13 protein-coding genes are annotated in these 13,254 nt (G+C 48.7%); 5 read left to right on the top strand and 8 right to left on the bottom strand.

What is annotated here, in order from left to right:
• Positions 1-379: 379 nt before the first annotated feature.
• The 3 genes from DYE26_RS24180 to DYE26_RS24190 are packed head-to-tail and all read right to left on the bottom strand — an operon-like array spanning position 380 to position 1,982.
• Positions 380-1,243 carry a DUF817 domain-containing protein gene (locus DYE26_RS24180; RefSeq protein WP_051985170.1) on the bottom strand — a complete coding sequence of 288 codons (864 nt, stop codon included), beginning with the start codon at positions 1,241-1,243 and terminating at the stop codon, positions 380-382.
• 15 nt (positions 1,244-1,258) lie between these two features.
• A complete protein-coding gene (locus DYE26_RS24185) occupies positions 1,259-1,489 on the bottom strand; it encodes a helix-turn-helix domain-containing protein (RefSeq protein ID WP_036627271.1) in 231 nt (76 codons plus the stop codon).
• A 10-nt stretch (positions 1,490-1,499) separates the two neighbouring features.
• Complete coding sequence (locus DYE26_RS24190; protein WP_036618509.1) at positions 1,500-1,982, bottom strand: DUF2975 domain-containing protein; 483 nt, start codon at positions 1,980-1,982, stop codon at positions 1,500-1,502.
• A gap of 305 nt (positions 1,983-2,287) precedes the next feature.
• Between DYE26_RS24190 and DYE26_RS24195 the strand changes: the two genes are divergently transcribed.
• Positions 2,288-2,818 carry a C40 family peptidase gene (locus DYE26_RS24195; protein WP_051985171.1) on the top strand — a complete coding sequence of 177 codons (531 nt, stop codon included), beginning with the start codon at positions 2,288-2,290 and terminating at the stop codon, positions 2,816-2,818.
• Between the two features lie 303 nt (positions 2,819-3,121).
• Here DYE26_RS24195 and DYE26_RS24200 read toward each other — a convergent pair whose 3' ends face one another.
• On the bottom strand, positions 3,122-3,832 hold the full coding sequence (locus tag DYE26_RS24200; protein WP_036618511.1) for an alpha/beta fold hydrolase: 711 nt from the start codon (positions 3,830-3,832) through the stop codon (positions 3,122-3,124).
• A 107-nt stretch (positions 3,833-3,939) separates the two neighbouring features.
• Here DYE26_RS24200 and DYE26_RS24205 point away from each other — a divergent pair, with 107 nt between their 5' ends.
• Positions 3,940-4,896 (top strand): helix-turn-helix transcriptional regulator, encoded by a 957-nt coding sequence (locus DYE26_RS24205; RefSeq protein WP_036618512.1) that lies wholly within the window; start codon positions 3,940-3,942, stop codon positions 4,894-4,896.
• 440 nt (positions 4,897-5,336) lie between these two features.
• Here the strand turns inward: DYE26_RS24205 and DYE26_RS24210 are convergent, their stop codons facing one another.
• The 4 genes from DYE26_RS24210 to DYE26_RS24225 all read right to left on the bottom strand — a co-directional run bounded on the left by DYE26_RS24210 (position 5,337) and on the right by DYE26_RS24225 (position 9,081).
• A complete protein-coding gene (locus tag DYE26_RS24210) occupies positions 5,337-6,074 on the bottom strand; it encodes a hypothetical protein (RefSeq protein ID WP_036618514.1) in 738 nt (245 codons plus the stop codon).
• A gap of 291 nt (positions 6,075-6,365) precedes the next feature.
• Positions 6,366-7,376, bottom strand: coding sequence for a hypothetical protein (locus tag DYE26_RS24215; RefSeq protein ID WP_036618517.1), 1,011 nt, complete (start codon positions 7,374-7,376; stop codon positions 6,366-6,368).
• A 12-nt stretch (positions 7,377-7,388) separates the two neighbouring features.
• Entirely contained in the window at positions 7,389-8,513 is a 1,125-nt protein-coding gene (locus tag DYE26_RS24220; RefSeq protein ID WP_036618524.1) for a DUF4179 domain-containing protein, read from the bottom strand.
• The gene (locus tag DYE26_RS24225) at positions 8,503-9,081 is read right to left on the bottom strand and encodes a sigma-70 family RNA polymerase sigma factor (protein WP_036618527.1); all 579 of its coding nucleotides are present in this window, start codon (positions 9,079-9,081) and stop codon (positions 8,503-8,505) included. Before DYE26_RS24225 ends, DYE26_RS24220 begins: the two co-directional genes overlap by 11 nt.
• A gap of 658 nt (positions 9,082-9,739) precedes the next feature.
• Here DYE26_RS24225 and DYE26_RS24230 point away from each other — a divergent pair.
• The 3 genes from DYE26_RS24230 to DYE26_RS24240 all read left to right on the top strand — a co-directional run bounded on the left by DYE26_RS24230 (position 9,740) and on the right by DYE26_RS24240 (position 13,213).
• On the top strand, positions 9,740-10,831 hold the full coding sequence (locus DYE26_RS24230) for a glycosyl hydrolase (protein ID WP_036627273.1): 1,092 nt from the start codon (positions 9,740-9,742) through the stop codon (positions 10,829-10,831).
• 20 nt (positions 10,832-10,851) lie between these two features.
• Positions 10,852-11,727 (top strand): GGDEF domain-containing protein, encoded by an 876-nt coding sequence (locus tag DYE26_RS24235; RefSeq protein ID WP_036627275.1) that lies wholly within the window; start codon positions 10,852-10,854, stop codon positions 11,725-11,727.
• Positions 11,728-11,911: 184 nt separating this feature from the next.
• Complete coding sequence (locus tag DYE26_RS24240) at positions 11,912-13,213, top strand: glycosyltransferase family 2 protein (protein ID WP_036618532.1); 1,302 nt, start codon at positions 11,912-11,914, stop codon at positions 13,211-13,213.
• Positions 13,214-13,254 lie beyond the last annotated feature (41 nt).

Raw genomic sequence — 13,254 nt, forward strand, 5'->3', positions numbered from 1 at the left:
TGAAGACTTGAAAAAACGGCAAAATTAGTCTATTGAAATCCCGGGTGACAACATAAAGGAAAAAAAGGGCGCTATTTCAGCCGATGTCCCTCATGTTGCGTGAAATAGAGGAATTTTATGGCGCTATTTTCACAATTTAGTGGCGAAAGACCGCCTTTCGACCTGTTCATCGAAAAATAAGACCCAATAATTCCCCTATTGTGCGGAATAGGCTCAGATTCGGAAAATAAGACCCCAAAGTCCCTCTATTTTATGGGGACGATGCTGAGCAGGAGCCGCTGAACTTCCTTTTGCATTGCGGTTTCAAGCATCGGTTCAAACTGCCTGTCTCCAGGAGTCATGTATTGCCGAAACTGGATAAGAAAATCGAAAATGGTGCCTAATCTAATTGTCTACCGCTTCGTCGGGCCTCTAAAGGCAAATGGCTTCCGCTTTGAATGGAGTCGCGGCTATCTTGGCCAATCGCGGGCCGCTGCTCCTTGACTTGCTTCAATGCGGCGACAATCAGAAAGCTGATGATGACGAGCAGAAGCCAGGAACTGATCTTGCCGACATGGACAAGATGCCAGGCGTCGGATTGATTCGGGTATTTCCACGCGCTAAAGAAGGTGGCGACATTCTCCGCAATCCAAATAAAGAAGCCGATCAGCACGAAGGCGAGGGCTAGCGGCATCCGGTAGCGATGGCGCCCAACCTCATAGGTCACCCAGGTTCGCCAAAATACGATCAGCACCAACGCGGACAACCACCAGCGAACGTCGATCCAATAATGGTGGGTGAAGAAATTCAGATAGATGGAAGCGGCGAGCGGGATGACCAGCCAGAGCGGCGGAAAGCGAACCAGTTCAACCTTCAGACGCCGCCAGGCCTGACACAAGTAGCTGGCCACGCTGGCATACATAAATCCGCTGTAGAGGGGGACCCCGTTCACCTTCGTCCAGCCTTCTTCCGGGTAAGACCAGGACCCCATGTGAACCTTGAACATTTCCAGAGCCAAACCGATCAGGTGGAAGACGGTGATCACCTTCAGTTCGTCGCGGGTTTCAAGTCCGGCACGCAGCATCCATACTTGCATGGTTAGGCAGATGATCAGCAGCCAATCGTAACGGTGCAGCCAGGGAAGAGGGATGAACTGGGTCAGAGCCAGCGAAGCAAAGATGGCCACGGGAAATACGCAGGACAAAGCTTGCTGCCAGCCGAAGCGAACCAACTGCTGCAGGGCATGCCATAAGCGGTTTTTCATAAGTGTCTCCCCCATCTATCCATTTGATCCTTGAGTCTCTTCATCATTTCTGTATTCCAAAATATCTCCAGGCTGACAATCCAAAGCCTTGCAAATCGCCTCTAACGTGGAAAATCGAATCGCTTTGGCTTTCCCATTTTTCAATACGGAAAGATTCGCCATCGTGATGCCGACCTTCTCCGAAAGTTCCGTGACGCTCATTTTCCTTTTCGCCAGCATCACGTCAATATTGATGATCACGGCCACGTTATTCACCTCAGATCGTTAAGTCGTTCTCCGATTTTATGTCGATGGCATTTCTTAATAGCTTTTGAAGCACAGCCGCAAAGACGGCGATCACGATGGACGCAAAAGCAATGACCAATCCGAGCGCGGCGAGCCCCGGGGCGTCGTCTTTCTCCGCGATGATATAAAGAACCGGCAGAATTGCCGCATACAAGATGCTGATGGCGATTGCACAATTTTTAATATTTTTTAAAGCCGTCACCGACGATTCCGAGAAAGCGGTGTTCTTGTCGATATAACTTAAAAGCTTCAACGTCTGATGCAGCGCAAAGAAAAACGGAATCGCCGCTCCATACATACCAATTAGAATAGGCAAGTAAATCATCGCGGGGTAATATTCGATCAATTCATTGACGATCCCGGGCACCCCAAACAGACACAAAGCCAATACCACAATGCCCATCAGGAAAACAACACCCTTTAAGAACAGCGTTGAACCTTGTTCACGTTTCATCAAAAACACCTCACGTAGTTAATGTCGACTTAAACTTAACATGTAATTTATCGTCTTACAATAAATTTTTATCAATTTATATGATATAAATATCGTTTGGCGTGGGCTGGACGACCGTCCCCTCTATATTGTCTTGGTGGTTATAGCTCTAAAGGGGATTGGATTAGTTGATTTTAATCTAAGTTTAATAACAAAACGCGATCATAGGCAGCCCAAGGGTTTGCTCCCCCCTTGGTAAGTGTTGGGTTCAAAAATATATGTTATGGTTTTCGTGGGGCCCCAATCCCACTTATAAGGAGGACATTATGAACTTCCATAACGAACTCAAGACAAGTCGGATTGGCAAAAAATTGTTGGGTGCCGGTCTTTGCCTTTCGATCATCTTTTCCGGGAGCGTGGCGTTTACGAGCCAACCTGCCCAAGCCGCGGCGGCTTCGTCCAACACATCCATTGCGGATCATATTGCCGCCACCGGCGAACAATTTATGGGCGTTCCTTATCGCTTCGGTGCCAAATCGGGAAGAACCGATGCGTTTGATTGTTCCTCTTTTGTTCAATATGTGTACAAGCAAAACGGCATCAATCTTCCGCGTTCGTCGCGACAACAGGCGACGGTAGGCACCCCGGTGTCCAAAGATCAATTGCAGCCGGGCGATTTGGTCTTCTCGGATACGAATCGGGACGGCGTTATTAATCACGTAAGTATTTACATCGGGAACGGCCAATTGCTGCACACGTATCGGGTTGGCATCGGCGTCACGATTTCCGACTTCGCGGGCAGCGCCTGGGATCGGACGTTTGTGACGGCTCGCCGTGTGCTTCCCGACAATGGATAAGAACACTAAGAAACCAAACAAAGCAAAACAGAGCAGAGCTTCTTGGACTCTGCTTTGTTTTGCTTGACAGAATAAATCATTTTATGCAATGTTACTGATGTCGAATAGACTAAAAGAACGCGAAAAGCGAGAAAAGGTGAACCCTCTGAAAGCGAACCGGATGGAAGCGTTTAGCGATGGCGTGCTGGCGATTATCATTACAATTATCTGGTTCTTGCCGGATAAGCGAATCGAACATGCCCTGAGAAGCCGCTAAGAAAAGCTCTTCGATTGTCGTGTGCAGGCAGGTTTGGCTATAGGAAATTATAGGAAATCTTCCAAGATCGCTCTTAACCCGTCCGGATCCTTTATCATGGGGAGATGTCCGGTTTCCAGGCTGCGAACCGATTGCGGGGAAAGGTTTGAGATCATTTGATCCTGCAAGGACGGACTGAGTTCTTTATCCTGGGTTAGCTTCACATATAGTTTTGGTACATCCGGAACGGACACGTGGATTCGATCAGTATATACGCGTACGGCCTCGGGGGTAAATCCTCGGGCGATTTCCGCGGCTTGATCCGGTGAGAGATCGTTGCATAACCCCGTACGGATGACGGACTCCGGCGGTTTCGTACCTATGGTTCGCAGGATCGCGGACATAATTATTTTTTGGGGAAATGGCATTACGGACAAAAATGAGCCGCCATTTTTGGGAATTACCGCCCCAACAGCGATAAAGCCCGCCAAACGATCGTTCAGTTCGGAAGCAAGTTTGAGAGCAAGAACTCCCCCAAGTGAATGCGCCACGATCACGAATTTGCGAACCCCCCATTCATCCACTTGTTTTTTCATATACGTCACATAATCTTCTATCGAAAGCCGGCGCCTTGAATCCACCGAACTATCCCGGGAAGGGTACTCGGCAAGTAAGTAAGGATGTTCCATCCCTTTCACAACTCTACTCCAAATTCGGCTGCCCAAGCCTGCTCCATGGACGAATACCACGCCGATCTTTTCCTGCGGATTGTTTTGCATTTTATTTATGCTCCCCTCGTAAGGTTGTCAGTTCGGATAACTTATGGGATGATAATATCATTTAAACAAGACAAGTTATGTCTTATTTACGGAATTGAGGGGAGCCATTGCCAAAGTCACAGCGTCTCATTCAATTGATTATGCGGATCAACGCCAAACGATCCTTTACCGTCAGGGAGCTGGCCGATGAATTTGGGCTGTCCACGCGAACGATTACGCGGGATTTGCAAGAACTCAGCGAACTCGGCATTCCCATTTATTCCGTTCAAGGAAGGGGAGGAGGGTACAAGCTTCTTCAAGAAAGACTTTTGCCGCCCATCAGCTTTACCGAAGGTGAAGCGCTCGCCATGTTTTTTGCCGGTCAAACTTTGGATTATTTCGGTTCCGTTCCTTTTGGCGAGGGGGCCGATTCTGCGCTCCATAAGTTCTATCATTACTTGCCTGCCGATATTAGAGAACAGATCGACCGGCTCAAGAACCGGATCATGTTCTGGAGCCCTTATCGCCCGATGTCTGCGGAGATTCTTCAAATTCTGCTGCAAGCCATTATGATTCGTAGTGTAGTTACCGTAAAATACAAATCCAGCGGCGGAGTATCAGAGCGGAATATTCAACCCATCGGCCTCTATGCCAGTTCCGGCTATTGGTATTGTCCCGCGTATTGTTTCCATAGAGAAGACATCAGGCAGTTCAGAGCCGACCGGATTCTCTCCGCTGCGTTGAACGAAACGATTCCTTGCCGAGAAGATATAAGCCCCATGACTTTATTGGATAAGCCCAATAAAGACCAGCTGGAACAGACGACCCTTCAACTGGAGATGACGAAAAAAGGAGTGTGGCTGCTGGAATCCAATCCCCGGTTTGCTCCTTTTATACAGCGGAACGAAGACGGCAGCGGAATGGCAACCGTTGAAATAGCGGCGGAGGACTTGAATTTTTACGTGGACTTGATCTGGCAGCTGGGGGGAGAAGTCAAACTCGCAGCGCCTGCGGAGGGAATTGCCTACATGAACCAAAAAATCGAATCCATGCGATTACTTTATCAAACGGGCCCACTCATCTAACCATTGGGCAGCCTTTAGCCGGTCCGACCAGGTTTTACTCATTTGTTGAATCGTACTTGTTTTAAACAGCGGACTCCGGACATAAGGTTTTAATGCGTAGTATCCACCGCTTGTTTTTATACGGATGACGGCTTGTTTTCGATAAACGGAAGGCAACCATTTATATTTTAAGGGAGTTAGACCAAAGCATCGTGTTATTCGTTCTATCCGTGATTTTCTATACGATCCGTTCATGAAACTCCCTCGATTCGTTAAAATAATGGTTTATTTATCGTACTCAATAAAAGGCGGATGGTATGGACTTTCGCCGTGCATTAGGCGGCATTTATGTACTATTTTCATAAAAAACAGCGCCAGACAGAAAAATAACTGTCCGGCGCATTAGCAAAGTAATTACTCTTTGCGTATATACTTACAATTCTGAATTAACACTTTGTAAATCACTTGCATTGAGCGTTGTTGTATCCGACGGTTTTGATATTTCTAAGCTCATTGTCTTTAACATTGATAGTAATCATCAAAACCCTTGAACCATCTGCTTTAACTACTACTTTAGAATCAGTAGTTGACTCAGTTTTAGCTGCCTGCTGCTCACTGCCTTTATCTAAAATCTGAAATACTCCTTGCCAAAATTGTTCTTGTTCCAAATCTTTAGATTTTCCGCTTTTTAATATGTTTTTACAGGTATCCTCGTAGACTTCTCTATTATCCAATGACTTATTCCAACTACTTGCCTTTTTTTCATCAAAAGAAGTGAAAATCATATATCCATCAATAATCGTCAAAATACCATTTTCACAGCGAGTTGCGTTGCCCGAAGCTTCTAGTGCTGCCCGAAACTTAGCGTCCTCGTAACTTCCTGCAATTTGAGGGTACTTGAAGTATTCTTGGGTAATCTCTTCAAGCTTCTCTTCATTAACTGATACGCTTACATCAAACTCACTTTCTTCTCTATCTATTCCCAGATATCTGTTTGCAGCTTCCATCATATCATTCGTTTTATTGTACACACCGCTATTGTCCAACCCGTTTAATTTCTCTTCAGGTATGTATGTATCAAGCTTCGGGGCATTTTTCATTATAGTATCTAAATTGTCTTTAAAATTAGACATTTCCCTCTTTTTATATTTTCCCCCAATTGCATTGCCTGCTGTATTGCTAATACTATTGATATTCATAGTGCCTCCTCCTAAAGAAACAAAAATATTCACAAAGTAAAAAAGAGAATGGTGGAAATAATACTTTATAAAAATTACTTAAAAATTTCGAATAATGATACAATTTTTCCTTATTTTCCCTATTTCCTTTCACACTAGCACTTAATCATACTTCTTGCAAGCACATATTTAACAATAGTTTAAAGCAAAAAAAACACGTCTCCGTTGTGATTCGTGCTTAGCACAACGGAGACGCGGTTCATTTCAACCTCTAAAATTCTCTCTTATGCGGATTAATCCTCTTTCGAGTGCTTACTCCGCCAACTCCAGATTATAGAACTGCCCTTTGGTATTGTACTGCCCTTTTATAGAAGGAGCGTTCTTTTTGCTGAAGACGGCGGTTCCCGGCTTTTCTTCATCCTTGATCGCGGTATAGCCGGTCAGGTCGATATTCAGGAAATGCTGGGCCGAAGGCTTCGCATTTTCGCTCAATTGCTTAACGGTATAGTTTTTCAGTTGGCTGTAGCCCTGCGTATATTCGGTTACCGAATCTTCAAGGGGGGAGATATACGCTTTGGAGATCCGGCCGGTCGCTTCTTTGACATTTATGAATATAGGCGATTTAGGATCCTGGCTGGCAAACATCAATTCATATGTTTTTTCCCCTTTTCCATCGATGGCGGCCGAAGCTTTCGTCAATTCGCCCTTTTCTACGTTTCCTAAACCTTCTTTGATTGCGTCCGCCGCTTGCATGACCGCTTCAGGGACATCCTCCGGATTGAGGGAGGTCATGATCCGCTCTATTTTTCCATCCAAAAGAGTCAGCAATTGATCATCGACTTGCGTAAACAATTCCAGCTTGCCTGCATGCATATATACGTCGGGATAACCGATCGTAAGGGTCACGGTCTCAGGAACCGAGGTTGAACCCGGAGCGGATTTTTGCAAGGCGTCCTTAATCTGCTGCTTGTATTCTTCCTTCAGATCGGACCATTTCTGATCCAGCATGATCCGGTCCACTTGACCGTTTACGCCGATGCTGACATAACTGTGGGCCGCTTCTTTGATTTGCAGATCCCACCCGGTGTTATTGTCTATGCTCCATTTCTCCGCTTCGTTGAAGGTGTAGGTTTTTCCCGAGACTTCCTGCAGTTTCTTTTGCGCCGCAGTAATAAGTTTGGCGTCTACTCCTTTTAAAGAAGCCTGTGTGCTCGTGCTGGCTTTCGTTGCAGCTGCGGCAGCATGACCCGCCAGAGGGGACGCTGTGCCTAACAGAACGCCTGCGACCGTCAATAGAGCGATTGCTTTTTGGTAGTTCTTCATCAAAATAACCTCCTAAAAAATGGGGATCGTCATTTCTAACTCTTTAATATATTCTCTGATCAACCGGCCCTGGCTGTCTATTTTTGCAACCCGGTTGGCGGGTGGGCCTTCGTATACATACAAAAAAGGTTTGATCACCACGTTCTTGACATCTGGAGGCAGCGGCTCGTAGAGGAGATCGAACTGTCTGCTGCCATCCGGTAATCTTTCGCTGGCAACATCGATCCATCCCGCAATGTTCCCTTGGTCGTCCGCCAAATCGAAGTATAGTACCCGCCCGTCCGCAGCCTTATATTCGGACAGCAAAGACATTCGGGTAGAAATGGGGGACAATTCCAGTTTCTGCAGTTTCCAGCTCAGATTCCCAAACGACTTGCCGGCATCCGGCGAAAGCAGGAGATTCCGGGTGTTTTTACGAATCGGGATATTAAACCTGAACGGTTCGCGAACGCCTGTCAAGGTGACTTCCAGAGATAAGTCGAACTGTTCGGGCAAAACGGCGCGGCGGGTTTGATCATCGGAAACCGCGATAATGGTGATGATGGCGGACGACGTATCCACCCCTGGGCCGATGTCCCAGGTAACAGCTTCGGCCCCGTCAATACGCGCCTTTAAGCGTTTAAAGTAGCCCTGACTCTTTGGAAGCTGCTTGAGGGCGCCATTCTCCAGGTAAGAGTAGAGTGCAGCCGGCTCCCCTGCTTTATCCAGTTGCAAGGCGATGCTCGCGCGCGTACCGTCATATACGACTTGCAGCGCTGTTAAAGTAAAATCATCATGTGAATCGCTGAAATGAACCTCATTCACCAAGCCCTGCTGTGCTGCGTTTTGTAACCCCATATCCCCGGCAAATTTAAAGATGTTTCGAACCCATGGGATGCGGCTGAGCGCCTCGGCCATTGCGGGGGATACGAATCCGGAGGCAAGCACGCCGGCTGTCAGAACAACGGCTGCCGCGCAGGCCATGACGGCCCTCCGGGCGAAATTCCGCCGGTCGGGAACGGTCCGTGAACGTTTGGACGAAGCCGCTTCGATATAGCGTTTGTTGGATTTCCATACGCGCTCGTAAAGGTCGTCCGGGCAGCTCATCTCCCCGGCGGCGCGCTGAATTCGCTCCCTAAGCTGATCTTCAATGGACAAAGCAATCACCGCCTTTATCTTCGCTGAGAAATAAGGAATATTTACGCAGTTCTTTAAGCGCCAGATGGTGCCGGGATTTCACGGTTCCCTCCGGAAGGTTAAGCAGCTGGGCGATTTCGGCGATACTGTACTCATGATAGTACCTGAGCACAATCACGATTCGTAACTTGTAAGACAGTCGTTGAAGGATTTTCCTCATTTCCTCGCCAGTTTCGTTCATCAAGGCGTAGCGGTCGGTCCCGGGAGCCTCCTCCTTGACTTCCAGCAAGGTGTGCCGTTCAAATAAACGGAACTTGCGCCACATTTTCCGCTTCCAATCCTGCACCTGCCGGACAACGATGCCGTGCAGCCAATATCTAAAAGGACGCTCGGGGTCGTAATTGGCTATGGAGGTCCACAATTGGATATACACTTCATTCATAATGTCTTCGATGTCCTGCCCGCGGGGGATCAGCAGCGCGACAATGCGGTACACATCCTGGACCGTGGCGTCGTACACATACCGGAACGCTTCCTCGTCACCCTCTCTTAATTTTTGCAGCCATGGTATAAGGTCTATGCCCTGCAAGTCCGTTCCTCCTTCAGTGTGACCTCACCCGTATATTCGCTCCGAGTTTAAAAAAGGTTCAGTAAAATTGAAAAAAATGGGGTTCAAAACCGAGATAGCGTTTGTGTCTTGGTATCCCTGCATGCTGCCTTGCACGATTATCTCTTTCGTTCAGGGGGGGCAGGGGGGAGGGGCTAGTGAACGGGATATTGCCGGCTGCAGCCTAATAGAAATGCTTGAACGGTGCAGACATTGCTGTAAACGGATTCAGGCTGCAGCAAGATCACGGTCTTTTCATTTTCTCCTGTGTCTTGCCCCATCCTTTCGTCAGGTCTGCTTCCCCTCTCCTAAACCTCCTTCTCACAAACATATTTGCTTCTCCTAAATATATCTGATCCTCACAAACATATCTCCTTCTCCTGAATTTATCTTCTTCTCTGCTTCCTTATCAAATGGGATAATCGTGCAAAGCGTCAGGACAACGGATGTTGATCCAGCCGACAAAACCCACTGGCCTACCCTGTCCTCAAGCTTTCAACGCCTTTGCGGCATTTTCTTGCCACGATCGGTTGCCGGCTTGACGGTCAAGCAGCGATTAATCCCTTGTACAGTTTTTGTTCAGAAATAAATGATACAATGCGCGGGAGGGTGGGGGATCAGCAGAATGGAGGTCAACAGCTTGGAATGGAGAAACAGGCGTAGAACGTTGCGGGCGGCGATCGTTATCCTTTTGGTTGCATCCATGGGGATCGGGGGATGCCGTTCCCTTGCAGCAGGAAAAGAATCGACGAAACGGTTTGTTCAAATAAATCTGACCAACCCAAACGGCACACTGGCCACCTATTTGCAGGGGGCGGAACCGGTCAGTCCTGTATTGGCGGCAGGGCGGGAGGCGCTCTCCGAGTCGCTTGGGTTTTGGATGCAGGCGGCGTTGGAAAGCCGTGATCTTGCCGCATTTGAAAAAAGTTATGAAACGTTAACCCGCTATTTCATAGCGGATCGAAATTATATTGCGTGGAAGTTAAACCCCGAAGGCGGTACGGAAGTCAGCACGAACGCGCTTGGCGACGATTTGCGGATTATCGAGGCTCTGTTGAAGGGGGCTCGAACTTGGAAAGGCCACCCCGAGTGGAAGACGACGGCCAGGACTTTAACGGAGACGTTGTTAAGCCGGTCGCAAAAAAACGGGTTCCTGACGGATTTCTACGATTTCTCCAGGCAGGAAGCTCCCGATACTTTGTCTCTCGCCTATGTGGATCTGCCGGCACTGAAAGAGCTTGTGCAAGAAGGGATGCTGGACGAGGAAACGTACGGCCGGTATTATGGCCTGCTGCAGGATATGCCGGATGACGGCGTGTTTTACCCCAAGTCTTTTAACGTGGAAACCGGGGAGTATACGTATGAAACAACCGTCAATTTAATCGACCAGCTGCTGGTGGCGATTCATGCCCGGGAAACGGAAAGGAATCAAGATCCGCTGCTTCAATTCCTGAAACGAAAATTCAAGCAAACGGGGAAACTGTCCGGACAGTACGTGCGCGCCGACCGAACGGCCGCGGTAAATTATGAGTCCCCTTCGGTCTACGGTCTCGCCATTAAGTTTGCACTCGACAGAGGGGACAGGCCTTTTGCGAAAGCCTTGTATAAGCACATGCTGACCCTCAAAGGGCGCGATGCAAAGTATCCCGGCGGGTACGTATTTGCAGGCAATACCCATATTTTTGATAACCTGCTTCCATTGTTAGGGGAATATGCTTTAGAAAACAAATGAGAAACATCAATGAGGTAAACATGAGGAATAAAAGATTGGTCCAGCGCATGGTCTGGGGGTACGCGCTGCTGATCGGGTTGGCGATCTTGCAGGAACTGCTGGTGTATATTCATGTCTTTAGAGAACAATCGTTAGCCATCGTCGATCTGGGGTTCAGTATCGGCTGCCTGGCCGCGCTGCTGCTGGGCTTTCTGGCTCCGGCCGGGGCCTCGGCCGTTTTTATTTTTGTTTATATGGTTGCGTATTTCGTATGGTTTTCGGCTTATGCCGAAGCGGGAGTGCTGTCGTTTTCCTGGTGGTGGCTGCTTCCGGCCAATGCGGCCGCAGCCGCGTTTATCAAGGCCGGGTTGATCCGCAATAAGCGGCTCATGGAGCGGCTTGAGGAACTGCAGCGCAGAAATCCGGAAGTGGATCCGGATACCTCTCTCGGCAATAAGGAGGCCTTTGCGGAAACGCTGGTGAAGCAGTCCAACCTCGCTCATCGTTATTCGGACGTATACAACTTTTGCCTGGCCATGTTTAAAATTGATTTTCTGCCGATGGTGCAGGAATCCCTCGGTTCGCAAGGGTATGCCCGGCTGCTCGCTTCTTTGTCGGAAGCCATCCAGCAACAAATCCGTTACGAGGATTACAAGTTTGCGTTAGACCGGGGAAGGTTTATCGTTCTGCTCCCGATGACAAACCAGGCGTATTTAAAGGCGCTGACGGAACGGATGAAAAGTACGCTGACGGACATTCCGCTTGAGGACCGGAAAGGCCGCAAGCTGAATCTGGTAATCCGGGCCGGGGCGCTGGTTTTTAACAAGGAGCAGTTCAGCAAGTATGAAAATGCGGACGCGGTCATTGCCGCGCTCGAACGCAATACCGAAACGGATTTGATCGGGGAATACATTTGAACCCATAGCGAGTTCGTTTTGGATGATTGGCAGCAGGAGGAGAAGGAGATGTCTTATACCGCATGGTTCATCCCGTTATGCACTGCGGTCAGCCTGATTTTCGCCCTCGCGGTTCTGGGACTGTTTATCGCGACACTGGTCTTTCGGTCCCGTGTAACTCGAAAATACGACCGGAGGAAAGTCAGTGGCTGATCTATTATTGTTGTTTTCCATTATAAGCATTTGGGCGGCCGTCTTTGAGGCGATTTTGATTATGTGCGGGGCGGTCCGGTTTATTTTCAGGCAGAGCCGTCAGGAATGGACCGTTCCCGATCCGGAGGGGATGAAGCACTTTCCCAGGGTTACCGTCATGGTGCCCGCGCATAATGAAGAGTTGGTGATCGCCGCCACGGCGGAAAATATCTTGCGGTTGAATTATCCCCAGGACAAAGTCCAGCTTATCGTCATTGCCGATAACTGCAGCGACGATACCGCGGGCAAACTGCAGGCGCTCAAGCATAAGGAAGCGTTTCGGGACCGGGATTTTATGATCTTCGAACGGACGGGAACGGGCGGCAAATCGGGAGCGCTTAATGATGCGCTGCAGTATGTCAACAACGAGTGGATCTGTATTTTTGACGCCGACGCGGCGCCTGAGCGGAACGCGTTATACTTTTTGATTGAAAAAGCGCTGGAAGACCCCGAGACCTACGGAGCGGTCTTCGGGCGGAATAAGGCGAGGAACCGCGGGCAAAATTTTTTGACCAAATGCATCAATCTCGAGTTGGTGACGGCCCAGCGGATTTATCATACCGGATTGTGGGAGCTGTTTAAGCTGGGGACGATCCCGGGAACGAATTTCATCATCAAAACGGAGCTGATCCGCGAGATCGGCGGCTGGGATACGGAGGCGATAACGGAGGATACGGCCATTTCGTTTGAAATTATGGCGAGGGGACAGCTCATTGCGCTGGCGCCCCAGGCGGAAGCCTATCAGCAGGAACCGGAGCGGCTCGGCGTGTATCTGAAGCAGCGGACACGGTGGGCCAAAGGGAATTTCTCCGTGGTGATGGAGAATATCCATCATTTGTTTCACCGGTCAAGCTGGCGCATTAAGCTGCATGTGCTCTATTTCGCGGCGAGTTATTTCTGGTTTTTGCTTGCCTTGATCGTCGCCGATATCATCTTCCTTGTCAATCTGGCTTACGGGGCGATCGCTTTGTTCAACCCGGGGGTGGTTTCGCCTTTTCAATTTGCGGGGGATGTGTATGTGCACCTGGTGATTGCGTCCGGGTTGATGTACTACCTTTTTGTGCTGCAAATCAACCTGGCGCTGTCCACCGATATTGGACAAAGCACGAAAGAGAACTTTATTTTATCCTGCGTATCCTATTTCACTTATTCCCAGCTGTTTCTGGTGATTTCCCTGCGCGCTTGCTATTCCATGATCATCGACAAAATAACGGGCAGAAAAACCAAATGGTACAAAACGCAGCGGTTTGGGTGAGCGGGACGGCTTTAAACATCCAACGAGGCAGCCAAACCAAA

The sequence above is a fragment of the Paenibacillus macerans genome, from assembly GCF_900454495.1.
In the GTDB taxonomy this organism is placed as follows: Bacteria; Bacillota; Bacilli; order Paenibacillales; family Paenibacillaceae; genus Fontibacillus; species Fontibacillus macerans.

What these genes read in the sequence shown, in the direction of transcription:
- DYE26_RS24180 (WP_051985170.1), bottom strand. Translation starts at nt 1,243, where the DNA reads ATGAAAAACCGCTTATGGCATGCCCTGCAGCAGTTGGTTCGCTTCGGC.
- DYE26_RS24190 (WP_036618509.1), bottom strand. Translation starts at nt 1,982, where the DNA reads ATGAAACGTGAACAAGGTTCAACGCTGTTCTTAAAGGGTGTTGTTTTC.
- DYE26_RS24195 (WP_051985171.1), top strand. Translation starts at nt 2,288, where the DNA reads ATGAACTTCCATAACGAACTCAAGACAAGTCGGATTGGCAAAAAATTG.
- DYE26_RS24200 (WP_036618511.1), bottom strand. Translation starts at nt 3,832, where the DNA reads ATGCAAAACAATCCGCAGGAAAAGATCGGCGTGGTATTCGTCCATGGA.
- DYE26_RS24210 (WP_036618514.1), bottom strand. Translation starts at nt 6,074, where the DNA reads ATGAATATCAATAGTATTAGCAATACAGCAGGCAATGCAATTGGGGGA.
- DYE26_RS24215 (WP_036618517.1), bottom strand. Translation starts at nt 7,376, where the DNA reads ATGAAGAACTACCAAAAAGCAATCGCTCTATTGACGGTCGCAGGCGTT.
- DYE26_RS24235 (WP_036627275.1), top strand. Translation starts at nt 10,852, where the DNA reads ATGAGGAATAAAAGATTGGTCCAGCGCATGGTCTGGGGGTACGCGCTG.